18 protein-coding genes and 1 tRNA gene are annotated in these 25,523 nt (G+C 66.7%); 12 read left to right on the top strand and 7 right to left on the bottom strand.

All coding sequences use genetic code 11. The features are described from left to right. Window positions 1–14 precede the first annotated feature (14 nt). Both QGN32_RS17270 and QGN32_RS17265 read left to right on the top strand, forming a co-directional pair. Window positions 15–509, top strand: a complete 495-nt coding sequence (locus QGN32_RS17270; protein ID WP_326545533.1) for an SRPBCC family protein — start codon at window positions 15–17, stop codon at window positions 507–509. 98 nt (window positions 510–607) lie between these two features. Then, the gene (locus QGN32_RS17265) at window positions 608–1,006 is read left to right on the top strand and encodes a nitroreductase/quinone reductase family protein (RefSeq protein WP_326545532.1); all 399 of its coding nucleotides are present in this window, start codon (window positions 608–610) and stop codon (window positions 1,004–1,006) included. A gap of 13 nt (window positions 1,007–1,019) precedes the next feature. Here the strand turns inward: QGN32_RS17265 and QGN32_RS17260 are convergent, their stop codons facing one another. Beyond that, window positions 1,020–2,672 carry an acyl-CoA synthetase gene (locus QGN32_RS17260; protein WP_326545531.1) on the bottom strand — a complete coding sequence of 551 codons (1,653 nt, stop codon included), beginning with the start codon at window positions 2,670–2,672 and terminating at the stop codon, window positions 1,020–1,022. A gap of 265 nt (window positions 2,673–2,937) precedes the next feature. On the opposite strand from QGN32_RS17260, the gene QGN32_RS17255 reads away from it, so the two are divergent. Continuing rightward, entirely contained in the window at window positions 2,938–3,390 is a 453-nt protein-coding gene (locus tag QGN32_RS17255) for a hypothetical protein (RefSeq protein WP_326545530.1), read from the top strand. Between the two features lie 162 nt (window positions 3,391–3,552). On the opposite strand, the gene QGN32_RS17250 is transcribed toward QGN32_RS17255, so the two are convergent. From QGN32_RS17250 to QGN32_RS17230, 5 genes are all read right to left on the bottom strand, one after another. After that, window positions 3,553–4,419 carry a hypothetical protein gene (locus tag QGN32_RS17250; protein ID WP_326545529.1) on the bottom strand — a complete coding sequence of 289 codons (867 nt, stop codon included), beginning with the start codon at window positions 4,417–4,419 and terminating at the stop codon, window positions 3,553–3,555. 3 nt (window positions 4,420–4,422) lie between these two features. Further along, window positions 4,423–6,135, bottom strand: coding sequence for a hypothetical protein (locus tag QGN32_RS17245; protein ID WP_326545528.1), 1,713 nt, complete (start codon window positions 6,133–6,135; stop codon window positions 4,423–4,425). A gap of 558 nt (window positions 6,136–6,693) precedes the next feature. After that, window positions 6,694–6,767 (bottom strand) — tRNA-Leu (locus QGN32_RS17240). A 181-nt stretch (window positions 6,768–6,948) separates the two neighbouring features. Further along, window positions 6,949–8,544 (bottom strand): phytoene desaturase family protein, encoded by a 1,596-nt coding sequence (locus tag QGN32_RS17235; RefSeq protein WP_326545527.1) that lies wholly within the window; start codon window positions 8,542–8,544, stop codon window positions 6,949–6,951. Beyond that, window positions 8,541–9,317 carry an SDR family NAD(P)-dependent oxidoreductase gene (locus QGN32_RS17230; RefSeq protein WP_326545526.1) on the bottom strand — a complete coding sequence of 259 codons (777 nt, stop codon included), beginning with the start codon at window positions 9,315–9,317 and terminating at the stop codon, window positions 8,541–8,543. The genes QGN32_RS17235 and QGN32_RS17230 overlap by 4 nt, the downstream gene beginning before the upstream one ends. A gap of 95 nt (window positions 9,318–9,412) precedes the next feature. On the opposite strand from QGN32_RS17230, the gene QGN32_RS17225 reads away from it, so the two are divergent. Then, complete coding sequence (locus tag QGN32_RS17225) at window positions 9,413–11,926, top strand: sensor histidine kinase (RefSeq protein ID WP_326545525.1); 2,514 nt, start codon at window positions 9,413–9,415, stop codon at window positions 11,924–11,926. A gap of 89 nt (window positions 11,927–12,015) precedes the next feature. On the opposite strand, the gene QGN32_RS17220 is transcribed toward QGN32_RS17225, so the two are convergent. Beyond that, the gene (locus QGN32_RS17220) at window positions 12,016–12,879 is read right to left on the bottom strand and encodes an alpha/beta fold hydrolase (protein WP_326545524.1); all 864 of its coding nucleotides are present in this window, start codon (window positions 12,877–12,879) and stop codon (window positions 12,016–12,018) included. A 34-nt stretch (window positions 12,880–12,913) separates the two neighbouring features. On the opposite strand from QGN32_RS17220, the gene QGN32_RS17215 reads away from it, so the two are divergent. From QGN32_RS17215 to QGN32_RS17180, 8 genes are all read left to right on the top strand, one after another. Continuing rightward, entirely contained in the window at window positions 12,914–14,791 is a 1,878-nt protein-coding gene (locus QGN32_RS17215) for a propionyl-CoA synthetase (protein WP_326545523.1), read from the top strand. A gap of 295 nt (window positions 14,792–15,086) precedes the next feature. Next, window positions 15,087–15,509, top strand: coding sequence for a DUF4383 domain-containing protein (locus QGN32_RS17210; RefSeq protein ID WP_326545522.1), 423 nt, complete (start codon window positions 15,087–15,089; stop codon window positions 15,507–15,509). Window positions 15,510–15,617: 108 nt separating this feature from the next. Beyond that, on the top strand, window positions 15,618–16,826 hold the full coding sequence (locus tag QGN32_RS17205; RefSeq protein WP_326545521.1) for a nitrate/nitrite transporter: 1,209 nt from the start codon (window positions 15,618–15,620) through the stop codon (window positions 16,824–16,826). After that, window positions 16,823–20,512, top strand: a complete 3,690-nt coding sequence (locus QGN32_RS17200) for a nitrate reductase subunit alpha (RefSeq protein ID WP_326545520.1) — start codon at window positions 16,823–16,825, stop codon at window positions 20,510–20,512. The genes QGN32_RS17205 and QGN32_RS17200 overlap by 4 nt, the downstream gene beginning before the upstream one ends. Next, window positions 20,509–22,176 carry a nitrate reductase subunit beta gene (gene narH / locus QGN32_RS17195; protein WP_326545519.1) on the top strand — a complete coding sequence of 556 codons (1,668 nt, stop codon included), beginning with the start codon at window positions 20,509–20,511 and terminating at the stop codon, window positions 22,174–22,176. The genes QGN32_RS17200 and narH overlap by 4 nt, the downstream gene beginning before the upstream one ends. After that, window positions 22,173–22,826 (top strand): nitrate reductase molybdenum cofactor assembly chaperone, encoded by a 654-nt coding sequence (narJ, locus tag QGN32_RS17190; RefSeq protein WP_326545518.1) that lies wholly within the window; start codon window positions 22,173–22,175, stop codon window positions 22,824–22,826. Before narH ends, narJ begins: the two co-directional genes overlap by 4 nt. A gap of 1 nt (window position 22,827) precedes the next feature. After that, entirely contained in the window at window positions 22,828–23,559 is a 732-nt protein-coding gene (gene narI / locus QGN32_RS17185; RefSeq protein ID WP_326545517.1) for a respiratory nitrate reductase subunit gamma, read from the top strand. Between the two features lie 261 nt (window positions 23,560–23,820). After that, a complete protein-coding gene (locus QGN32_RS17180) occupies window positions 23,821–25,407 on the top strand; it encodes an HNH endonuclease signature motif containing protein (RefSeq protein ID WP_326545516.1) in 1,587 nt (528 codons plus the stop codon). Window positions 25,408–25,523: the final 116 nt, after the last annotated feature.

Below are 25,523 nucleotides of genomic sequence, written 5' to 3'. Positions count from 1 at the left end.
CTGGAGGACTCACCATGCTGATGCAGATGTTCAAGAAGACCAAGAACCTTCATCTCGAGCGCTCGTACCATGCACCCATAGAGACCGTTTGGCGCGCATGGACAGAGCCGGACATGCTGCGCGAGTGGTGGGGCCCGGAGAAGACATTCGTGCCCGATTGCGAGATCGACCTGGCTGTCGGAGGCAGAATTCACGTCGTCATGGAGGCCGGTGAGAGCATGGGCAAGTACCAGGGCACCCGCTGGCCGATGACTGGCACGTTCACCCGCATCGAGGAACCCACCCGCCTGTGCTACGACGCGCGATCGTGGACCGAAGGCGAGGAAGAGGGTTCGACGATCCACCACACCAACGACGTCACGCTCACCGAACGCGACGGCGTGACGGATGTGCAACTGCACGTGACGATCACCCGCATCGGCGCGAAGGCCAAGATGGCCGCCTTCGGCATGAAGTGGGGTTACAAGGCGCAGCTGGACAAGCTCGAGAAGTACCTCGCGACACGGTGACCGTGCCACCAAAGACTCAAGGCGTGTGTGCCGAAAGTCCTTTTTCGAAGTAGTTTCGGCCCTCGCGAGGAGTGGCTCCGAGCGTGCAGTATCGAGTCATGTCTGACCTGATCCTGGCAGTTCGAGATCGGATCCGTCCCTTCAACAAACACGTGCTGAACCCCCTGATGTTGCGGTTGGCCGGGCGCAGGCACTGGTATGCCGCCGTCATCCGATACACCGGGCGGCGGTCGGGGCGCCGGTATGCGACACCGGTGGTGGCCGATCGCGTGGAGGATGGTCTCATCATCCCGCTGCCCTACGGCACCCGTGTCGACTGGCTGCGCAACGTACTTGCCGCCGGGCGGGCCACAGTACAGGTCGGCGGCCAGACCTACGACGTCGTGGAACCGACGATCATCGACGCGGCCGTCGCCGAGCCGCAACTACCGGCCCGCCGCCGCCGGCTTTTCCAGCACTCCCATATCGACAAGTACCTGAAGCTGACGACCACGTAATCGGTCTGGCTTGTCAGCTGTCGACGTCCATGTCGACCAGGACCCGGCGCAGCAGTTTCCCGGTGGCGTTGCGGGGTAGCTCCTCGACGAAAACCACGTCGCGAGGCACCTTGTGACGGGCCAGGTTGTCCTTCACGTACTGCTTGACCTCCGCGGCGTCCCGTACCGCACCCGGCTCGGGAACGACGAAGGCACGCAACCGCTTTCCGAACTCGACGTCGTCCACACCCACCACAGCCGCCTCGGCGACGTCCGCCCGCTCCTCGAGCAGATTCTCCACTTCCTGCGGGAACACGTTCTCACCGCCGGAGACGATCATGTCGTCGTCGCGGCCGTCGACGAACAACAGCCCGTTCTCGTCGAACTGGCCCGTGTCGCCGCTTGACATGTAGCCGTCGATGATCTGCTTGCTGCGGCCGTCGGTGTAACCCTGGAACGGCGCACCGTTGCGGACGAAGATCCGGCCACGACGGTTGACGTCCTCGACGCGCTGATCGTTGTCGTCGTAGAGGACCACCTCGCAGGTGACCGGCGCACGACCGACGGTGCCGGGTGCGGCGCGCAGCTCAACCGGATTGGCAACCGTGGCGATGGCGCACTCGGTGGAGCCGTACATGTTGTAGAGAACATCGCCGAAGGTGTCCTGCACCCGGGTGGACAGGTCGGGACTCAGTGCCGAGCCGGCGATCAGGATCACCTTCAACGAGGACGTGTCGTACTTGGCGAAGGTGTCGGGGCCGAGCTCGACCATCCGGTGCAACATGGTCGGGACCGCGACCAGCATGTCGGCCTTGTGGTCGGCGATGAGCTTCAGTGTGTTTTCGGCGTTGAACCGCCTGGCGGTCACGATCTTGTTGCCCAACGCCGCGCCGACCGTGTAAGTGGCCCAGCCGGTGCTGTGAAAGATCGGCGAGATGATGACCATCGTGCCCTTGCGGGGGAACGGGATTCGGTCGACGATCTGCGCCGTCGCAAGCGGGTTCACGGTGTCGCGCGGCGCCCCCTTCGGCACTCCGGTGGTACCGCTGGTCAAGATGACCGAGCCGCCGGGCTTGCTCGGCGAGGGCAATGGCTCGGTGGAGTTCGAGACGACGATCTCGTCGAGTGTGTGTGCGGCCGCCGGTATTTCGGCGCCGTCGTCCACCCAGGTCAGCACGCGGGGCAGGTCGGCGGGCAGCGCATCGAGCAGCGCCATGAATTCGCTGTCGTGGAGCACCACCGTCACCTTCTCGCGCGCGCAGACCTGCGCGAACTGCGGCTTGGCGAACCCGGTGTTCATCAGCACCATCCGGGCGCCGAGCTTGCCGCACGCGGCCATCGCGATGACCAGGCCCCGGTGATCGCGACACAGCAACCCGACGACGGAACCCTCGACTACACCAAGACACCGCAGGCCGTGCGCCAACGCCCACGACTGGTCGTCGACCTGTCGATACGTCAATGTCCCGCGCTCGTCGACGATCGCCGGCAAGGTGGGAAACCTGCGGCCACCCTGGATAGCCATCGTCGCTTGCGGTCCATAGACACCGACGAGCTTGGCGCCCTGAAGCGTTCCGCCCAGATCTCTCAGGTCCAGGACCCCGGTCTCGACGAGTCGTTTCGCCGCACGCCCCGCCTCGGTCACGTGCTGCAGCCGCTGCCGAATGCCGGTCAGAAAACTGGCCATCGGGTCCCTTCGGCGTCAGGAGTGTTCGTGACCGCAGCCGGACTCGAACCCACACTGTGCGGATCTAGCTCGGTACGGCTTGCTAGCCAGCGAACTTACGCGACGTGTGCATATTTCACTCTTGCTTTGCATCCTTGGCTACTCGTCCAGCAGGTTTCGTGCGGACAACGGGCGCAGAGATGCGTGCGGTACGGCCAGCGATGGCTTCTGAATGCGGTGCCGCCCTTGGCGCAATCGCAGCCACCCATGCCCGCGTCGGTGGCCGGTGCTCCATGGAGTCATCAAGCAGACGAAAGTCGAACGAACCGCGCGCTACGGCCTTCCTTACGGAGCCCCGGGGGCGCTGTTCGACCGACTGCAATTCTGGGTATGCGATGCCGAGGCGGGTCGATCCGACGGGAGGCGTGCGATGGCGGGTCTGGGTGTTGTGTTGCTGGTGTCGGCCGCCCTGGCGGTTCTGATCGGGCTGGTGTTCTACGGGAATGGTGCGGGGACGGTCCCCGACCGGCCCATGCGCGATGCGACCGCCACCCGACGGGGTGTGTCACGCATCGCCTGGTCGGATCTCTTTGCCACGATGAAGACTTCGGTCAAGCACGCCACCAACGGCGATGCCGATCGGCGCCAGCGGGCGGCATCGATGGGCGCGTTTCTGGTGCTCACGGGATTGATCCTGGTGGTCCTTGCGATTCTGACGTTCATCGTCGCCATGGTGTGATCCGCGGGCAGTCACCGCCCACGCAGCTGCACCCACGGTCAACAACGACACATGTCTCGGTCGGCTGTCGTTCTGCGGGTACGAATCGAGTGGCGCATTCGCGTGATGTGTTGACGGCGAGCGTGGGAATCGGCTCGCCGAGCCAAGCCAGCCAGAGCGGGTCTAGTCGGGAGCGATGAGAACACCGAGCGTGCCGGTGGGTATGTCGTCGCCTTCCATGTCCACGAAGCGCTGGTTGAGCACGAACCCGTTCGCCGCACCGCTGACGGGTGGGTCGGAGAAGCGCAACGTCACATCCACGGTCACCACCTCGCGCGCTTCCAGTTTGATCCGCTCCGCCCCTTCTTCGCCGATCTGAAGCTCGACACCATCCATGCCGGTCTGGACGTCGCGCTCGTACAACCGGCCGAGGCGATCCGCCGTCCGTCGCGACATTGGCTCGATCGTCACCGCCGCGAACGTCGTGTGGGTGAACGGGTTTGCGAGTTGGATCGGCAGCACAGCGGTGCCGTCGCCGGAGATCGTGGTCACCTCGACCAGGTTCAGTTGTGCCCAGTGCCGGTCGCTGTAGGGGTTCGGGACGCCGGAGGCGCCGTCGATCGGTGCGGACACCTGGGCGAGCAGGCAGACATGGGGCGAAGCGCCGACCGGCACCGTGACTCTGAAGTCACCCGTGCGAACCGGGTAGCCGCCCGGCGGGACGATGACCGTCGTCTGCCCGATCGACACCGCAGCCGAGAAGGCCAGTGTCGGGTCGGACCACCACAGCCTGACGAGCGCGGGCGCCGGCAACGTGCCGGCGCCCCAGTTCGCGACCTCGAGGCTGATGCGCAGCGGCACCCCACGCCGGAACTTGGTATTGCCTGGCACGTTGTCGACAATGATTGCGGGGCACAGCCAGGAGGCGCCCTTCCCGGGTGGTAGCGGGCGTTCGACCTGCTTGCGCCCCTGGTCACCGGCGAAGTAGGGAATCACCAGCCAGGTGTTCACGCCTTCCGGGCGGTCGCCGTGTTGCTCCTCGCTGCCCATCGTCTACTCCTCGCCGAAGTTCAGGATCTCGACGTCCAGCGGCTGGTCGGCGATGGAGGTTCCGGCTCGGACGGACCATGCGGGGTGCAGCCGGCCGCGATCGGCGTCGAGGTCGAGGTTGGTCTGCTCGTCGGCTCGGACGTACGCCCGCAGGGCTTCGATGACCACCTCGCTGATCGTCGACTCGTTGTCGACCAGGTCGGCGTGCAGCAGCCATGCCGGTCCCCGGTCCGGATACGGCACTGCCGTGGTCGGCTGCTCGGCCGCGCTGGTGGGACGAGTCGCATAAGTGTGCGCAGCATCCGCAGGCTCGCGGCCGGGCCAAGGCCCAGTCGGGGACACCTCAAGAAACTGCCGGTACAGCGGCTGGCTGAGCTCTTGCTCGTCCGGGGCCAGCAGACCGCAGACGGTCAGGAACGAACGTGCGGCGGCGAAGGCCTGCCATAGACGCAGCTCCAGTTGGTAGATATCGCTGAGGATATGGTTGACCGCAGCCGGCTCGCGCAGCTTCTCGAGCTTCTGTTGCGTCGTCGGCGCGGTCGGGTCGGGCGGATCGGGAGAACCTGCGCCGACGAAGTCCTCGATCCCACACTTCTTGTCATCGGTCAGGCGGCCGATGCACCAGATGAGGTACGCCAGTCCCACTGTCGCGATCAGGAGGAGGATGTAGGCGCAGACGTCGCCCTGTGCCTTCTTCTGCGAGGACATGCCGGGCGAGTCGTGATCCGTCTCCGGGCCCATCCCGACGGTCATGTCGACGCCGTCCTGCGGCTGGTCGAAGGTTTGGGTCTCGATGGGTCCGGTGCCTCCACCGGCGGCCGGCACGATTGGGGGCGGCTCGGGCGGTAAGGGCAGCGCGAAGGAGTCGAGAAGTTCGAGGTGCTCGATCATACTGCGGTACCCGAGTTGGACGTCGGCCGCGGGGCGCGAGGGGTAGGCATCGGCGAGCGCCGCCTCGAGTTGCACAGCGAGATCGGCGGGCATCTGGAGTGGGTCGTCCCGTCCGTCGAGGCGGAGCAGCCCGGCCAGCTCTCCCGACCGCGGGGTTGAAGTCTCGCGGCGGAGCCAGACTCCGAGCGTATTGCGCGCCAGGCGGTCACGGAACCGATGGAGGCGGCGAGGGCCGCCGACGACCGTCCCGAGGAACGCCGAGCCTGCGACATGCCCCGCATACCCCGAGAGTGTGCCCGCGGCGAACGCCTGTCCCCGCTCGTCCTGCGCGCCGGCGAGCACTGCCGCGACGAAGGCGAACGCTCGGCGACCGGCGAATGCGTTCCCCCAACCCCACGCCATCGACGGCTCGTCCGCCTGACGGGGATGTGGCGGTAGGTGATCGAGCGTTGTGACCTCGGACTGCAGCGCGGACACATCCGCGATCAGGTCCTTCACGACACCGTGCAAACCGGTCAGCCGCTGCATGCCCATGTCGAGCACCTCCAGCGCGTCGGGCAGATCGTCACGGGCGAGCGACAGCTCGAACTCGACCCGAGCGGTGTGGAGCTGGTCGGCGGCGCTCGACCCTCGCTGCCACAACGCAGACGCGCGACGCAGCAGGTCGAGCTCTGCATCGGATTCGCTCAGCTCGAGGAGGGGGCCGACACAGGCGCCGAGGCGCGCCACGTTCGGCAGCGCAGCGAGCGACGCCTGCAGACCGGCGGCCTCCGAGGCGATCGTCGCGTCGCCGCCGGCCGCACTGAGCGCAAGGTCGGATGCCACTAGAGCCGAGCACAGGCCCTGATACTCGATCACAACGGACCTCCCGATGATGCCGGGTGGGCGATGCTGCGGACCGCTAGAAGGCGTTCAGCGGCAACCCATGAGCACACGCCCGACGCCCGGTTGAGCCCAGCTTGCCACAACGCAGGGCCTCGCGGTTCACAACGACAATCCCCTAGAAAAGCGGAGACTTTGTCTGTAGGGATTTGATCGTGACAAGATGCCTTGGGGCCCCGCGGCGATCCGGAAGGACTCATGTGCGCTGGCCCAGAATTCTGACGAGCGCTTTCGCGGTGCCTGGCCTTCGCTCAGCAGTTCACCGAAGTCGCTGCCGCGCATAGCGTGCGATTTCAGGCGACCGCCACGCCTATCGCGGTGATCGCCGCGTGGCTCGGGCACCTGGCGCAGCGTTCACCATGAGCGTGTACGCGCTCAGCCAAGACGACGCTTTGAAGACTGCCGCGAACAGTTCCGGTCGAGGTTTGAGAATCGGTGACATCGAGACCGGCTCCGATGTCTGACAATCGTTTACAAACCCCTTCGGTCTGCTATTTCGAGTGCCCCCAGTCGGACTCGAACCGACACTGTGCGGATTTTAAGTCCGCTGCCTCTGCCAATTGGGCTATGGGGGCGACCCCGATCAGTATGCCGGTCAGCACGGTACCGAAAGCGCCGACTGCCGGTTGACGACCGTGCCAGCGGCCACCGCGTCATGATCCAGTCGCAAATATGCTGTGTCCAACACGTCGTCCCGGCCAGCAATCCGAATAATCGTCGGCACCATCGCGCAGCCGATCGAAATCGCTCACCGGCTCACCGCGTCAGCACTGACAGGATCGCGCGGTTGAGCTGTCGGCGCGGCCAACCCCGCCGGCCGGCGCCGGCCAGGGCGGCGCGCGCGGCGTTGCGTCCGCAGACTCCGTGCACTCCCCCGCCCGGCGACGCACCGGCGCTGCCGAGATAGACGTTCTCCACCGGCGTTTCGGCACCCCCGAAGCCAGGGAACGGCCGGAAGATCAACTGCTGGAACAGCTGTGAGGTACCACCGTTGACCGCACCGGCGTGCAGGTTCGCATCGCTGGCCTCCAGGTCCGACGGACGCTGAATCGACTTGCCGACGATGTTGTCACTGAATCCCGGCGCGTGCTTCTCCAGCACCATGTCCACCGCCGCCGACAGTTGGTCGGCCGACGCGTCGTCGGCCACACCACGCGGCAGATGGGTGTAGGCCCAGGCGCTTTCGGTGCCCTCCGGTGATCGGCTCGGGTCGGCGGTCGTCATCTGGCCGAAGAGCAGGAACGGATGAAGCGGCACGGTGCCGGTGTTGAGGTCGGCCATCCACCGGATCAGACCGTCGTGGTCGGCGCCGAGGTGGACGGTTCCGGCTTCGCTCAGGCTCCTCGATCGCCACGGGATCGGCGCGTCGAGCGCGTAATTGATCTTCAACACGGGGGTGTCCCAAACGAATCGGTCAACACTCTGCAGTACCGAGTCGGGAAGAGCATCGGCGGGCAGCAGATCGCGGTACAGCAGCGGCGCCGAGGTATCGGCGATCACCGCCCGGCGAACCCGGACGGTCTCACCGCCGGCAGTACGAACCGACACCGCACGGTGGCCGCGGACATCGATTCCGTCGACCTGCTCTCCGCATTCGATCCGGGCGCCCGCCGAGGTGGCCCGGTTCACCAGTGCCGCCGTCAGATGTCCGGCGCCTCCGACCGGGACCGGAAAGCCGCCGTCCTGAGCCATCATGATCAGCATGTAGCCCATGACGCCGCTGCCGGGCGCGTCGACGGGGACGTCGGCGTGCATTGCGTTGCCCAGCAACAGGAGTCGCGCAGCCTCACCGTCGAACAGGGTCTCAGCCATCACCCCGGCGGGCAGCAACATCAGGTGTGCCAGTCGCAGCGCCTCGGCGGTGCCCAACTCGCGCAGCAGTCCCACGGCCCCGCGCACCGGTGGGAACGGCGCGAACAACGTCTCCAACAGTGGTTCTTTGATGCGCCGCCACTGGGCGAACAGGTCGCGCCAGCGGGCGCCGTCTCCTGGTGTGCGGCGCTCGAGATCCGCTGCGGTGCGGTCGAGTTCACGCCAGATCACCGGCGCGTCATCATCGTCGGCCGAGCGCGCATGCCCGACGACCGCCGGCGAATGCGACCAGCGCAGCCCGTGCTCCTCGAGGTGCAGCGCCGTCAACGCGGGCGATGTGACCGACAGCGGGTAGAACGCGCTGTACAGATCGCTGACATAGCCGGGGAACAATTGGGCGCTTTTCACCGCGCCGCCGGGTTGCTCCTGCGCTTCCAGGACAAGCACATCCCAGCCGGCGTCGGCAAGCATCGCCGCGGCCACCAAACCGTTGTGGCCGGCTCCGATCACCACGACGTCGGCGGAGGCCGGGACGCTCACTTCGAGATCAACCTGTTGAAAGTTGCCTTCACCGAGTCGGGAAGGAAGCGGTTCATCAAGCCCAACCCCTTCGAAAGTGGCGAGGACGCAACGACTTTCTTGTCTTCCTGCATCAACGCGTCGTAGCCCTGCTTGGCAACCTTGCCGGCGTCGTCCTTCGGCATCCGTCCCACGAGGGTGTCCAGCATGCCCGCACGCCGGAAGAAGTTGGTGTCGGTCGGTCCGGGCATCAGCGAGGTGACGGTGACGTCGGTGTCGCGAAGTTCGTCCTGCAGCGCTTCGGCGAAGGACTGAACGAACGACTTCGACGCGTTGTAGACGGTCTGGTACGAACCGGGCATCATCGCCACGATCGACGACGTGAACAGGAGCTTGCCGGAATTGGCGCTGACCATGTCCGCCAGCACCAGCTTGGCGAGTTGGGTCGTTCCCCGGACGTTGAGGTCGATGATGTTGAGATCCTCTTCGAGTCCCCGGTCGACGAACCGGCCGCCACCGCCGGTGCCGGCGTTGAGCGCGACGGCGTCCAACCGGCGCCCGTCTTCGGTGGCGGCGCTGTAGAGCCGATCGACCTCGTCCTCTTTGCGGAGATCAACCTGCACCGCGCGGACCTCTCTGCCGCTGGCGGCGAGTTTATCGGCGGCGGCGTGGACACCGTCGTCGTCGGCGGCCACGACCAGGTCGTATCCGTCGTCGGTGAACAGCTTCGCCAACTCGAAGCCGATCCCGCTCGAGGCACCCGTCACGAGCGCAAGTGGTCGTCCCTGAGCCATGGTGGCGGGCTACCCGACGCGACCTTCGTCAAACGCGGGTGGCCGGATCACGAGCTCCGCTGTCGTCCTCGGTGCCGAAAGTGGATTATGTAGGCATGGGAATTCTGGGGCGCAAAGTCGGCGACCTGCGCGTTTACCTCGGCGCCGCGCCCGGTGTCGGCAAGACCTACTCGATGCTCGCCGAGGCGCAACGGCGGCTGGAGCGCGGAACCGACGTGGTTATCGCCGTGGTCGACACCCACGGTCGTCGCAAGGTCGGCCAGCAGCTCGCGGGTATCGAAGTGGTACCTCCCCGCACGACGGAGCACCCAGGCACCCCTGGCACCTTCTACCGGGAAATCGACGTCACCGCGATCCTGCAGCGGCGGCCCAAGGTCGTGCTCGTCGACGACCTCGCCCACACCAACGCCCCGGGCAGCAAGAACACCAAACGCTGGCAGGACGTGGAGGAACTGCTCAACGCCGGCATCACCGTGATCACCACGGTCAACATCCAGAACTTGGAAAGCGTCGCCGACTTGGCCGGCCAGATCACCGGGGTCGAGGAACCGGACCGGATTCCCGACGAGGTCGTCCGCGCCGCAGACCAGATCGAGCTGGTCGATATCACGCCGGAAGCGTTGCGGCGCAGGCTTGCTCACGGCAACGTGTATCCACCGGAGCGTGTCGATGCCGCACTGTCCAACTACTTCCGGCCCGAGAATCTCACCGCCCTGCGGCAGTTGGCCCTGCTGTGGCTGGCCGATCAGGTCGACGCCGCGCTGGCCAAGTACCGGTCCGACAAGAAGATCAGCGACCGGTGGGAGGCCCGCGAGCGCGTGGTGGTCGGGGTGACCGGCGGCCCCGAGTCCGAGATCTTGGTGCGACGGGCGTCACGGATCGCCTCCCGGTGGGGGGCAGACCTCAACGTCGTGTACGTCGTCGACGGCGACGGCCTCACCGCGATCTCGGCTCAGCAGAAAAGGGCCCTGCGTGAGCTGGCGGCCAGTTTGGGCGCCACCATGCACACCGTCGTCGGCGACGACGTAGCCGCGTCACTGATCGCCTTCGCGCACGACGTCAACGCGACCCAGTTGGTCGTCGGAACCTCACGACGTTCGCGGCTGTCGCGCGTCTTCGCCGAGGGCATCAGCGATGCCGTCGTCCAGCAATCCGGCGGCCTCGACGTCCACATGGTCAGCCACGACCAAGCCGCCACCGGCATCTCGTGGTCCCGGCTCTCACCCCGCCAGCGCCGATTCACGTCATGGCTTGCCGCCGTGGCGGCTCCGGTCGCGATCTGGGCGCTGACGATGCTGCTGCCGGAACAGGTCCTCGGGATCGGTGGCCAGGGTGCCCTGTTCTTCGTCGGGGTGCTCGGCACCGCACTGCTCGGCGGGCTCGCGCCGGCCGTGTTGGCCGCGGCGCTGTCAGGAGCGCTGATCACGTACTTTCTCCTCGCACCATCGCACACGTTCTCCGTCCAAGACGCCGACAGCGCCACCGCGACCCTGGTGCTGCTGGTCGCTGCCGTCGCGGTGGCCGCGCTCGTCGACCGGGCGTCCAGGCGGCTTCGGGAAGCGCGTCGGGTCAGCCAGGAAGCCGAGTTGCTGGCCCTGTTCGCCGACGGCGCGCTGCGCGACTCGGACCTCGACAGCCTGCTGGAACGGCTCCGCGAGACGTACTCCCAGCGCGCCCTGAGCCTGATCCGAAGCCAGACCGGTGAGGTCCTGGCCCAGGTCGGCCAGGATCCCTGCACCGACGTCGACGACGCCGACACCTCAGTCGAGATCGGAGACGACGAGTACTGGATGCTGCTGACGGGTCCGGCGTTGACCGCACGCGACCGCCGCGTCCTCAACGGCGTCGGCAAGCAAGCGGTAAACCTTGTCCAACAACGGGAGCGGGCCGACGCGAGCAAAGCCGAAGCCGTCGGTCAGGCCGAGAAACTGCGCCACGCCCTGCTGACCGCGGTGAGCCACGACCTGCGGTCCCCGCTGGCGGCCGCCAAGGCGGCGATGTCGCGAATGCGCAACAGTGACATCGGCTTCTCTGCCGACGACACCGCTGATCTCCTCGCCACGGCCGAGGAGTCCGTCGACCAGCTGACCGCGCTCGTGGCCAACCTCCTCGACTCGTCACGACTGGCCGCCGGAGCGGTGCGACCAGAGAAGGGTCGCGTCGGGCTGGAGCATGTCGTGCAACGGGCGCTGCTCGGAATCCGTGCCGACACAGACGAGTTCACGCGGCCAGGCAGCGAGCGGGTCAAGGTGGAGGTCGACCGCGAAGCCGTCCTCGCCGACAGCGAACTCCTCGAGCGCGTGCTGGCCAACCTGATCGACAACTCCTTGCGCTACGCCGAGGGCAGCCTCGTGCGGGTGACCGCAGGCCAAGTCGGCGGCCGGGTGCTCATCGCTGTCATCGACGAGGGCCCGGGCATCCCGCGGGGCAGCGAACAGCAGGCGTTCGCCCCGTTCCAGCGACTCGGTGACGACGACACGATCGGCATCGGTCTCGGCCTCTCGGTCGCCTCAGGTTTCGTCGAGGCGATGGGCGGCACGATCTCGGCCTCCGACACCCCCGGCGGTGGGCTGACCGTGGAAATCGACCTGCCCGCTGCACCGGACTAATCAAGTGCCGCGAGATCTGCGTGAGGGTTGCGATCGGCGCAAATTTACAGCCCTCACGTCGATCTCGGCGAACACCACCACCGGACCAGTTAGATGCGGGCAGTCTCCTGCGCCAGGGCGATCAGCGCGGCGCGCACCAGATCAGGCCGCTCGTCGACGATGAAGTGGCTCGCGTCGACCGCGTCCAACTTGTAGTCGTCGGCGTCGGCCGTGTCCTCCGCTGCGAGCGACGGATGGACAGCGTTATCGCCGAGCCCGAACAGACAGCGGATCGGGACGGTGGCGCGCGGCGGCGCGGGTCCGAGGCCGGCGGCGGGTAACTCGCGAAGCAGGAAGGTGCGGTACGTGTCCCGGGCGGCGCGCGCGACCACCGGGTCTCGGAAACGATCGACGTAAACCCGCGCGGTTTCGGGGTCCACGGCGGACGCGACCTTGAACACCCGCTCGACGAAGTCCGTGCGTCGCTGCACCGGCACGCCGACCGTCGCCACTGGCACCTGGTACCAGAACCGCCACAAATGTGGTGCCACGACGCGCGGGGTGACCCACGGGTGCGCCATGTTCATCGCCAGATAACCCTCGAACCGCTGCGGCGCCGTCAACACCATGCGATATCCGACGTACGCACCCCAGTCGTGGCCGACCAGCAGCACACGGTCGAGGCCGAGCGCATCCAGCAGCGCCAGCACGTCGGCGGCGACGTCGTCCTTACGCCACCGGTGCGGCGCGGGCCCCGACCAGCCGTATCCGGGCAGGTCCGGCGCGATGATCCGCAGCCCCGCGGGCGGGTCGGCCAGCAGATCCCGGTACACCCAATGATGCTGCGGCCAGCCGTGCAGCGCCACGACGGGACGTCCATCGGCGGGACCGGCCTCGGTGACGTGAAAGTGCACGCCGCGGGCATCGACGAACGCTCGCCGCACTCCGTTGATGGGCGGCGGACCGGAAGTCATAACGGGACTATAGGCGCCGCGCTAACGTACCGATATGGCCGGATACCGGGCTCTGTTCGACGCAAGCATCGCTGATCCAGAAGCATTCTGGGCCGACGCCGCCAGCGCGGTGACGTGGACCCGCGAGCCGAAGCAGGTCCTCGACGACTCCAATCCGCCGTTCTACCACTGGTTCCCAGACGGGGAGCTGAACACCTGCGCCAACGCACTAGACCGACATGTCGACGACGGCCGCGCCGACCAGCCGGCGTTGATCTACGACTCGCCGGTCACGGGGTCGCAACGGACATACACCTACCGCGCACTGCGCGACGAGACAGCGAAGTTCGCGGGTGGGCTGCGGGCGCTGGGGGTGGAAAAAGGCGACCGTGTCGTGATCTACATGCCGATGATCCCCGAGGCCGTGATCGCCATGCTGGCGTGCGCGCGGTTGGGGGCGATCCACTCGGTCGTGTTCGGCGGGTTCGCCGCGCACGAACTCGCGGCGCGCATCGACGATGCGCGTCCGGTCGTGATCGTGTCCGCGTCGTGTGGCATCGAACCGACCCGGACCGTCGACTACAAGCCGATGCTGGACGCCGCGCTGGAGATGGCCGAGCACCCACCGCGCAACTGCGTCATCGTGCAGCGCGAAACAAAGCGCTGCGAGTTGGCCGCGACCCGCGACCTGGACTGGGCGGACCTGACGGCCGCGGCGCCCGTCGACCCGGTGCCGGTTGCGGCAACCGATCCGCTGTACGTGTTGTACACATCCGGAACCACAGGCAAGCCCAAGGGCATCGTCCGTGACAACGGCGGGCACGCGGTGGCGCTTCTGTGGAGCATGCGCAACATCTACGACATCGCCCCCGGCGAGGTGTTCTGGGCGGCGTCCGACGTCGGCTGGGTGGTCGGCCACTCCTATATCGTGTACGGCCCGCTGCTGCTGGGTGCCACGACGGTGCTCTACGAGGGCAAGCCGATCGGCACACCGGATCCCGGCGCGTTCTGGCGGGTCGCGTCCGAGCACGGGGCCAAGGCGCTGTTCACCGCGCCCACCGCCATACGCGCGATCCGCAAGGAGGATCCCGACGGCTCGCACCTCGCCCGCTACGACCTGTCGAAGATGAAGTACCTGTTCCAGGCCGGCGAGCGACTCGACCCCGACACCTACGAGTGGGCGTCACAGAAGCTCGGCAAACCGGTCGTCGACCACTGGTGGCAGACGGAGACGGGCTGGGCGATCGCCGCCAATCCGATGGGCCTGGACCCCATGCCGATCAAGCCCGGCTCCCCGACGGTCCCGATGCCCGGCTACGACGTGCGGATCCTGCAGATCGACGGGTCCCCCTGCGCACCCCGCGAGGAGGGCGCGATCTGCATCCAACTGCCCCTGCCGCCGGGCACCCTGCCGACGCTGTGGGGTGACGACGACCGCTACGAGGCCTCATACCTGTGCGAGCACCCCGGCTACTACCTCACCGGTGACGGCGGCTATCTCGACGAGGACGGCTACTTGTTCGTGATGGGCCGCATCGACGATGTCATCAACGTAGCCGGACACCGGCTTTCGACGGGATCGATCGAGGCCGTGCTGGCCACCCACCCAGCGGTCGCCGAGTGCGCGGTCATCGGGGTGCACGACGAGATCAAGGGTCAGGTGCCGCGGGGTTTCGTCGTGCTCAAGGCGGGCGCCTCGGTCGACGGGCTGGCCGAGGAACTCATCGAGGCGGTGCGTGAGAACATCGGCGCCGTAGCGTGTTTCAAACTCGTCGACGTCGTACCCGCCCTGCCCAAGACCAGGTCCGGCAAGATTCTGCGCAAGACCATGCGGGGCATCGCCCATGGCCGTGACGAACCGTTGCCGTCGACGATCGAGGATCCGACGGTGATCGAGACGCTGAAGCCGATCTTGCACGGTCGGCGAGGTTGAGCCCGCCCAACCTCATATCGGCATATATTCGTTGTTGCGTCCGTGATTTCGTCGGAGCGGCGGGCGTCACGACAGAGGAGTTGATTCGCGATGCGTACATCTGCGGTCAAGGCCAAGACCGGCTGCACCTGTCATTGCCACAAGTGCGACCAAGGTCATCACTGCGGAAATCCCCCTAACTGCTACATCAGGAAGTAGACCGGCGCGCGAGCTCTCGCCCCCCCCGGTTACCGTCCGCGCAGGCGGGGTATCACCTGCTTGTCCGTCAATAACGGCTTCGGGCGGAGGTGGAGGGATGGCCGCGAAACCCAAATACATGGCCGTGCAGGCGGCGGCGCTGTTCGTGGGCGTCGCGCTGATCGCCTTGGGCGTGCTCGGGTTCATCCCGGGACTCACGCAGGACTACGACCGTCTGGCGTGGCTCGGCCACGGATCCGGTGCCAGCCTGTTCGGGGTGTTCGCGGTGTCCGGACTGCGCAATGTGGTCAACCTGGTGATCGGCGCCCTGGGGTTACTGTTGGCTCGTACGTACGCGGCAGCTCGGGCGTACTTCCTCGGCGGCGGCCTGGTCTATTTTGCACTGTGTGTGTACGGGCTGATGGTGGTGCACACGTTCGACTGGATGTGGTTCACTCTCGGCGTCGTCATGATCATTCTCGGGTTGACGCTCGCCGGCCAGCATGATCCGACGAAACGTCGCAAGAGAATCCGCGCTTGACCAAGGGCCACAACCGGGGATGTCGCTACTACGTTGTGTCGCAGCGCTTCACCCGAAAGTATCGCGAGCGTTTGAAACACATGGTTGTCTGGGTAGGTGGACACGGCGATGGTGGAAGATACCGGCGCTCGACGCCCTCTGAACCTGGCACTGGCCACCTGGGTTTCGGCCATCAATTTCTGGGCCTGGAACATGATCGGCCCGATGTCGACCACTTACGCCGGCGACTTGTCGCTGAGCAGCGCCGAAGCGTCGATGTTGGTGGCGACGCCGATCCTGGTCGGCGCCCTCGGCCGGATCGTCGTGGGTTCGCTCACCGACCGGTTCGGTGGGCGCGCCATGTTCATCGCGATCTCGCTGATCTCGATCGTGCCGGTGCTGGCGGTCGGCGCGGCCGGGTCGGCCGGGTCCTATCCGATGCTGCTCGTGTGCGGCTTCTTTCTGGGCATCGCCGGCACCATCTTCGCCGTCGGCATCCCGTTCGCGAACAACTGGTATGACCCGTCGCGCCGCGGGTTCGCCACCGGCGTGTTCGGGATGGGGATGGTGGGCACCGCCCTCTCGGCGTTCTTCACCCCCCGGTTCGTCGGCTGGTTCGGCCTGTTGACCACCCATGTGATCATCGCGGTCGCATTGGCGGTCACCGCCGTCCTGTGCATGCTGTTCATGCGCAACTCGCCGGTGTTCACGCCGAACACCGACCGGGTACTGCCCAAGTTGAAGGCCGCCGCGAAACTGCCGGTCACCTGGGAGATGTCGGCTCTCTACGCAATCGTGTTCGGCGGGTTCGTGGCGTTCAGCAACTACCTGCCCACCTACATCAAGACCATCTACGGCTTCTCGGCCGTCGATGCGGGCGCGCGGACGGCGGGATTCGCGCTGGCCGCCGTCCTCGCCCGGCCCGTGGGCGGCGCGCTGGCTGACCGCTTCGCGCCCAAGTACGTCGTGCTGGCATCGTTTGCCGGCACCGCACTGATGGCGTTCATTGCCATACTGCAGCCACCACCGGACGTGTTGTCGGCATCCACGTTCATCGCGCTGGCGGTGTTCCTCGGCATCGGCACCGGCGGCGTGTTCGCCTGGGTGGCCCGCCGATCTCCGCCGAAGTCCGTCGGTTCGATCACCGGAATCGTCTCGGCCGCAGGGGGTTTGGGCGGCTACTTCCCACCGCTGGTGATGGGTTCCACCTACGATTCGGTCGAGAACGACTACTCGGTCGGCCTGACCCTGCTCGTGGCGACCGCACTGATCGCGTTCGCCTACACCGCACTGCGGCTACACGCCTTTGAGCCGCAACCCAAGGAGGCAGCACAGTGACCATCACGCCGCCCCGCATCGGCGGCCGGATCGAAGAACTGCTCGAACGCAGCGGACGGTTCTTCACTCCGGGCCAAGCTTCCGACGACGGGCGCACCGTCCACCGCCGCGGCGGCCGCGAAGGCGACATCTTCTACCGCGACCGGTGGAGCCACGACAAGGTCGTCCGATCCACCCACGGTGTGAACTGCACGGGTTCGTGCTCATGGAAGATCTACGTCAAGGACGGCATCATCACCTGGGAGACCCAGGAGACCGATTACCCGTCGGTCGGGCCGGACCGGCCGGAGTACGAACCGCGCGGCTGTCCCCGTGGCGCGGCGTTCTCCTGGTACACGTATTCGCCCACGCGGGTGCGTTATCCGTATGCGCGCGGCGAGCTCGTACGTATGTACCGCGAAGCCAAGGCGCGCCTGGCAGATCCGGTGTTCGCATGGGCCGACATCATGGACGACCCGGACCGCCGTAGGCGCTACCAGCGGGCCAGGGGCAAGGGCGGCCTGGTACGCGTGAGTTGGGCCGAGGCCACCGAGATGATCGCGGCCGCCCACGTTCACACGATCAAGCGGTACGGGCCGGACCGGGTAGCGGGGTTCTCCCCGATTCCGGCGATGTCGATGGTGTCGTTCGCCGCGGGCTCCCGGTTCATCGAACTGCTCGGCGGTGTGATGACATCCTTCTACGACTGGTACGCCGACCTTCCGGTGGCCTCCCCGCAGGTTTTCGGCGACCAGACCGACGTACCGGAATCCGGCGACTGGTGGGACGCGTCGTATCTGATGATGTGGGGATCCAACGTGCCGGTCACCCGCACGCCGGATGCGCACTGGATGACCGAGGTGCGCTACCGCGGCACCAAGGTCGTCAGCGTCAGTCCCGACTACGCCGACAACACCAAGTTCGCCGACGAGTGGATGCCGTGCGCGGCCGGCACCGACGGCGCATTGGCAATGGCCATGGGACATGTGGTCCTATCGGAATTCTTTGTCAAACAACGTGTTCCATTCTTCGTCGACTACGTCCGCACGTTCACCGACCTGCCGTTCCTGGTCAAGCTCGAGGACCGCGACGGCAGGCTTGTCGCCGGTAAGAACCTGACCGCGGCCGACCTAGGACACCAGACGGAGAACGCGGCTTTCAAACCGGTGCTGCTCGATGGTGCGACCGACACGGTCGCGGTGCCCAACGGGTCACTGGGTTTCCGCTTCGGCGACGACGGCGTGGCCAAGTGGAACCTCGAACTCGGTGACCTGGTGCCGGCGTTGACGGTGCTATCCGCCAAGGGCGGCGATACGGCTGAAATCGTGTTGCCCCGCTTCGACACCGTCGACGGGCACGGCGAGGCGCTCACCCGCGGCGTGCCGGTGCGGCGGGTGGGCGAGCACCTGGTGTGCACCGTGTTCGATCTGATGCTCGCGCAGTACGGCGTGGCCCGGCCCGGACTGCCCGGCGACTGGCCCGCCGGCTACGACGATCCCACCCAGCCGTACACGCCTGCCTGGCAGGAGCCGATCACCGGAGTCGCTGCGTCGCAGGCCATTCGGATCGCCACGGAATTCGCCCGCAACGCCGAAGAGTCCGGTGGCCGGTCGATGATCATCATGGGCGCCGGAATCTGCCAATGGTTCCACGGAGATGCCACCTATCGCGCGGTGCTGGCGCTCGTGTTGCTCACCGGCGCGATGGGCCGCAACGGCGGCGGCTGGGCGCACTATGTCGGACAGGAGAAGTGCCGTCCGGTGACGGGGTGGTCGACGATGGCGATGGGCACCGACTGGTCGCGACCACCGCGGCAGATGCCTGGCACCTCGTACTGGTACGCCCACACCGATCAGTGGCGCTACGACGGCTATCGGGCCGACGCGCTCGCAAGTCCGCTGGGCCGCGGCCGGTTCCGCGACCGGCACACCATGGACGTGCTGGCCGCGTCCACGGCGATGGGATGGAGCCCGTTCTATCCGCAGTTCGACCGTTCGAGTCTCGACGTGGCCGACGACGCCCGCGCTGCCGGAGAAGACATCTCCACCTACGTCACCGGGCAACTCGCCGAGGGCAAGCTCAAGCTGGCCGTCACCGACCCCGACAATCCCGCGAACTGGCCGCGGGTGTTGTCACTCTGGCGGGCCAACCTGCTCGGCTCGTCGAGCAAAGGCAACGAGTACTTCCTGCGTCATCTGCTCGGCACCGACTCCAACGTGCAGGCCGAGCCGTCATCGGAGGCCGTGCGGCCCAACGACATAGAGTGGACCGACGACATCCCCGAGGGCAAGCTCGACATGCTGATGTCGATCGACTTCCGGATGACCTCGACGACGCTGCTGTCCGACGTGGTGCTGCCCGCGGCCACGTGGTACGAGAAGCACGACTTGTCCAGCACCGACATGCATCCCTATGTGCACGCGTTCAACCCCGCCGTCGACCCGCCATGGGAGACCCATTCCGACTACGAGGCGTTCGGCGCGATCGCGCGGGTGTTCAGCGCGCTGGCGGCCAAGCACTTGGGAGTGCGCACGGACGTGGTGCTCGGCGCGATGCAGCACGACACCCCCGGCGCGATGGCGTATCCCAGTGGGGTCGAACAGGACTGGCGTGTGGACGGGACGACACCCATACCCGGTAAGACCATGGGACCACTCGCGGTGGTGGAGCGCGACTACCCCGCGGTGGCCGAAAAGTGGGCGACGCTGGGCCCGCTCGTCGAGAAGCTCGGTTTGACCACCAAGGGCATCACCGTCCGGCCCGACAAGGAGGTCGACGAACTCGGGGCAAAGTTCGGGGTGATGAACTCCGGACGCGCACAAGGCCGTCCGGCGATCAACACCGCCGAGCGGATGGCGGAGGCGATCCTGGCGCTGTCCGGCACCAGCAACGGACGGCTGGCCGTCGAGGGGTTCCGCGAGTTGGAGCGCCGGACGGGGCGCCCACTGGTGCATCTGGCCGGGGGTAGCGAGGAACGCCGCATCACGTTCGCCGACACCCAGGCGCGGCCGGTTCCGGTGATCACCAGCCCCGAATGGTCGGGCACCGAGACCGGTGGGCGCCGCTACGCCCCCTTCACCGTCAACATCGAGGAGCTCAAGCCGTTCCACACGCTGACCGGCCGGATGCACTTCTACCTCGACCACGACTGGCTGGAGGAACTCGGTGAACAACTCCCGATTTACCGTCCGCCGCTGGACATGTCGCGGTTGTTCGGCGAGTCGGCGGTGGGTGACCACGACGGGGTGGCGCTGACGGTCCGCTACCTGACGCCGCACTCGAAGTGGTCCATCCACTCCGAATACCAGGACAACCTGTTCATGCTGTCGCTGTCGCGCGGCGGACCGACGATGTGGATGAGCCCGGCGGACGCCGCGAAGATCTCGGTGCGCGACAACGACTGGGTGGAGGCGGTGAACCGCAACGGCGTGCTGGTGTGCCGGGCGATCGTGTCGCACCGGATGCCCGAAGGCGTGGTGTTCGTGTACCACGCGCAGGAGCGCACCATCGACGTGCCATTGAGTGAGACCACCGGTAAACGCGGGGGGATCCACAACTCGCTGACCCGACTGCTGGTCAAACCCAGCCACCTCGCGGGCGGATACGCCCAGATGGCGTTCGCGTTCAACTATCTCGGCCCGACCGGCAACCAGCGCGACGAGGTGACCGTGGTACGGCGCCGCAGCCAGGAGGTGATCTACGAATGAGGGTCATGGCGCAGATGGCGATGGTGATGAACCTCGACAAATGCATCGGCTGCCACACGTGCTCGGTGACCTGCAAACAGGCCTGGACAAACCGGCCCGGCACCGAGTACGTCTGGTTCAACAACGTCGAAACCCGCCCCGGCCAAGGATATCCGCGCACCTACGAAGATCAGGAGCAGTGGCGTGGCGGCTGGATGCGTGACCGCAGGGGCCGCCTCCGCCTGCGCGACGGCGGTCGGTTGAGCAAGCTGCTGCGAATCTTCGCCAACCCCAAGATGCCCAACATCGCGGACTACTACGAGCCGTGGACCTACGACTACGAGAACCTGACGAACGCGCCGCTCGGCGAGCAGATGCCGGTGGCGCCGCCCCGCAGTCTGATCAGCGGCGAACCGATGAAGATCGAATGGTCGGCGAACTGGGACGACGACCTCGGCGGCTCACCGGAGATCCTCGCAGGAGACCCGGTACTGAAGAAGGTGAACGAACAGGTCCGCCTCGAACTCGAGCAGACGTTCATGTTCTACCTGCCGCGCATCTGTGAGCACTGCCTGAATCCGTCCTGCGTCGCGTCGTGCCCGTCGGGTGCGCTCTACAAGCGCTCCGAGGACGGCATCGTGCTGGTCGATCAGGACCGTTGCCGCGGCTGGCGGATGTGCGTGTCGGGATGCCCGTACAAGAAGATGTATTTCAACCACAAGACCGGCAAGGCTGAGAAGTGCACCTTCTGCTACCCACGCATCGAGGTGGGCCTGCCGACGGTGTGTTCGGAGACCTGCGTGGGTCGGCTGCGGTACCTGGGCCTGGTGTTCTACGACGTCGACCGGGTGCTCGAGGCGGCGGCGGTGAAGAACGACACCGACCTGTACGAGGCGCAGAAGTCGATCATCCTCGACCCGCACGACCCCGAGGTGATCGCCGGCGCGCATGCCGAGGGCATCTCGGAGGAGTGGATCGAGGCCGCGCAGCGCTCACCGGTGTACGCGCTGATTCACCGCTATCAGGTCGCGCTGCCGCTGCACCCGGAATACCGGACCATGCCGATGGTCTGGTACATCCCGCCGCTGTCGCCGGTGGTCGACGCCGTCGCCCGCGACGGTCACGACGGCGAGGAACTGGGCAACCTCTTCGGCGCGCTGGAGGCGCTGCGCATACCGATCGAGTACCTCGCCGGGCTGTTCACCGCCGGTGACACCGCGGTGGTGGAGGGCGTGCTGCGGCGCCTGGCCGCGATGCGGTCCTATATGCGGGACATCAACCTGGGCCGGGAGACTCAGCCGCACATCCCGCAGTCGGTCGGAATGACCGAAGAGCAGATCTACGAGATGTACCGGCTGCTCGCCCTCGCGAAATACGAAGAGCGCTACGTCATTCCGACCGCATACGTCGCAGACGCCCATGCCCTGGAGGCGCAGGCGCTCGAGGAGCCCGGTTGCTCGCTGTCGTTCGAGGGCGGGCCTGGGATGTACGAGTCGGGGCCGTTCGGCGAGGCGAGCGGCGGCCCGGTGCCGGTGGCGGTGGAGAGCTTCCACGCGCTGCAGCACCGGCAGACCAGCGAGGGCATCGCCGTCACCGAATCACGTCCCTCGCGAGTGAACCTGCTCAACTGGGACGGCCGCGGCGAGCCCAGCGGAATGTTCCCCGCCAGGAGCACGGAGCAATGAAGGTCCGCAGGAGCCGGCGCCAAGACGTACTCGAGCATCGGGTCGTGTGGCAGGCGGCCGCGCTACTGCTGGCCTATCCGGATCATCAGCACGCCGAACGGCTGGCCACCGTCACCGAACTGATGGGTCACCTGCCGAGCAAGCCCGCGCAACTGCTCGGCACCACCGTCGCTGCATTGCGGACCATCGATCCGATGCAGGCGCAGGTCGACTACGTGGACACCTTCGACATGCGTCGTCGCACCACGATGTACCTGACGTACTGGACCGCCGGTGACACCCGCAATCGCGGCAATCACATGCTCGCTTTCGCCCACGCGTACCGGGAAGCCGGGGTCGACCCGCCGCAGCGCGAGGCCCCCGACTATTTGCCGGTGGTCCTCGAGTTCGCCGCAACGGTCAACCCGGCAGCGGGACGACGCCTGCTCATCGAGCACCGGACGCCGATCGACCTGCTGCGCGACGCACTGCAACAGTCGGCCTCGCCGTACGCACACGCGGTGGCCGCCGTCTGCGAGACGCTTCCTGCGCGCACCGACCAGGAGATCCAGCGCGCCCAGCAGCTGGCTGCATCCGGCCCACCCACTGAATCCGTTGGGTTGCAACCATTTACATTGACAGTGCCGCCACGACGGACCCAGGGAGTCTGAGATGTCGGGTTGGGAAATCTTCTGGGACGTCGTGCCGTACGTGACGCTGGCGATCGTCGCGGTCGGGATCTGGTGGCGGTACCGCTACGACAAGTTCGGCTGGACGACCCGGTCGTCGCAACTGTACGAATCACGTCTGCTTCGCATCGGCAGCCCGATGTTTCACTTCGGCATCCTGGTGGTGATCGTCGGGCACGTCATCGGGCTGGTGATCCCCGAATCATGGACCGACGCAGTCGGGCTGTCCGATCACGCCTATCACCTGCAGGCGATGGTTCTCGGCGCCATCGCCGGGATCACCACGCTGGCCGGAATCGCGCTGCTGATCTACCGCCGCCGCACCACGGGCCCGGTTTTCCTGGCCACCACCGTCAATGACAAGGCGATGTATCTGGTGCTGGTGCTGGCGATCGTCGCGGGCCTGGCGTGCACGCTGATCGGTGCGACGCCCGTCGGCGCCGAACACGATTACCGCCACACCGTGTCGCCCTGGTTCCGCTCCATCTGGATCCTGCAGCCGCGCGGCGACCTGATGGCGCAGGCGCCCCTCTGGTTCCACATCCACGTGATGATCGCGCTGGTGTTGTTCTGCCTGTGGCCGTTCACGCGGCTGGTGCACGTGTTCAGCGCACCGATCGGCTACCTGTTCCGGCCCTACATCGTCTACCGCAGCCGCGACGTCGTCGACAAGGGCGAGCTGGTCGGTTCGCGCCCGCATCGGCGCGGCTGGTGAATTCCAGCGTCCCCGGAATTGAGTCCCTAACTGAAGTCAAGCTACTTGTCGGCTTGTCCTACGCTCATGTTCAGCGGGCTGGGATGTCGGAGCGCTTGGCGACTTCTGTGGCTTCGGCCCAGGTGGCATATCGCGAGTAATGGTGGCGGTCCCGGCCATACGTCGAGGCAGCGAAGCATCCGCGCACGCGCCTTGACGTGAAGCGACAGGGCCCCGATCTTGTCGGTGGCCTCGGGCATGATCGAGCGTATGTTCGATTCGATGTTTGCGACGGCCGACGATACCGCCGTGGTCGCGGCGATCGAGGAGTGCGCCCGCGCGGAGGCCGCTCTTGTGGCCCGTCGCCTGGCGGCCACCGCCGAGTTGACCGCGCGATACACCGAGCCCGACGGGCAGCGCGAGCATCTGGTGATCGACGGCTGGCGGCTGGCGGCCGCCGAGATTTCGGCTGCGATGGGGATCGCGGACCGGGCTGCCTCGCGGCAGATGTGTATCGCGATGGCCCTGCGGGAGCGGTTGCCCAAAGTCGCGGCGCTGTTCGCCGAGGGGCGGTTGAGTGCCGGGCTGGTCGCGACCATCACCTGGCGGACACAACTGATCGTTGATTCCGAGATCCAAAAACTGCTCGACACCGCGATCGCCGAGCGTGCGGCCAAGTGGGGGTCACTGTCGGTCGCAAAACTGGAGGCGGCGATCGACTCGCTGGTCGACGCTCATGATCCCGACGCGCGCCGGCGCATGCGAGAGGCCGCACGAAGCAGAGACGTCCGGCTGGGCAAACGCGACGATGTGACGGGAACGGCGTCGCTGTGGGGCCGGTTGTCGGCGACCGACGCGGCCCTGCTCGAGCGTCGGCTAGCACAGATGTCGGGCGGGGTGTGCAAAGACGATCCGCGCACCCTCGGGCAGCGGCGGGCTGATTCGCTGGGCACCATCGCTGCCGGCGCGGACGCACTGAGCTGCCAGTGCGCCAACCCGGACTGCCCGGCTGCCGGCCACGATCCCCGCGCGGCCGGCATCGTCATCAACGTGATCGCCGAACCCGCGGCCCTAAACGCACAACCGGATCCTCAGATGTCAGGCGACGGCCAAGCCAATCCAGCGCCAGAGCCGGCCGAACGCCCAGCACCGCCGGGGGAGCCGAAACCGGCTGCGGCGCCGGGGCAGCCGAAACCGGCTGCGGCGCTCATCCTCGGTGGCGGCCTGATTCCGACGCCGCTGCTGGCCGAGCTGATCAACAACGGCGCGAAAGTCCAGTGGGTGCAAAAGCCCGATGCAGCACCCGAAGCCGGTTACAAGCCGTCGCGCAAGACGGCACGGTTTGTCCGGATGCGCGATTTGACGTGTCGATTCCCCGGCTGCGACCGACCCGCGGAGTTCTGCGACATCGACCACACCACGCCCCATCCGGGCGGCGCCACGCATCCGTCAAACACCAAGTGCCTGTGCCGAATCCATCACCTCCTCAAAACGTTCTGCGGCTGGCTCGACGAGCAACGCGCCGACGGGACGATCATCTGGACGGCGCCGTCGGGGCGCACGTATGTCACCCACCCCGGTAGCCGGTTGTTCTACCCGGGCTGGGATAGCGCCACTGCCGTCCTGCCCGCGCCACAACGACCAGCAGACAACCCTGCCAAGGACGCCATGATGCCGCGCCGACGGCGAACCCGCACCCAGGACCGGCTGCACCAAATCAAGCGCGAACGCGCACTCAACGCCCTTGAACGCAGCCGATCCGCGGCCCCCGTCACCTCCCAACCCAGCAGGCCGCCGCCGCACGACCTCACCGATACCGACCTCGCGGTGGGCACCGACGGCTCTGACGCCGACCCTCCACCGTTCTGACCAACGCGACGGCCGCGGGAACGCGATACCAAGTACGCCGGTCGCCGAGATCATCCAAACACGTTGGCCTGTCGACACATATGTTGTGCGGCCTCATTCCCCGGCAGGTGCGTTGA

Origin of the sequence: Mycolicibacterium sp. ND9-15 (assembly GCF_035918395.1) — a bacterium.
Classification (GTDB): Bacteria; Actinomycetota; Actinomycetes; order Mycobacteriales; family Mycobacteriaceae; genus Mycobacterium.
This window is presented reverse-complemented; position numbering and strand designations above follow the sequence as displayed.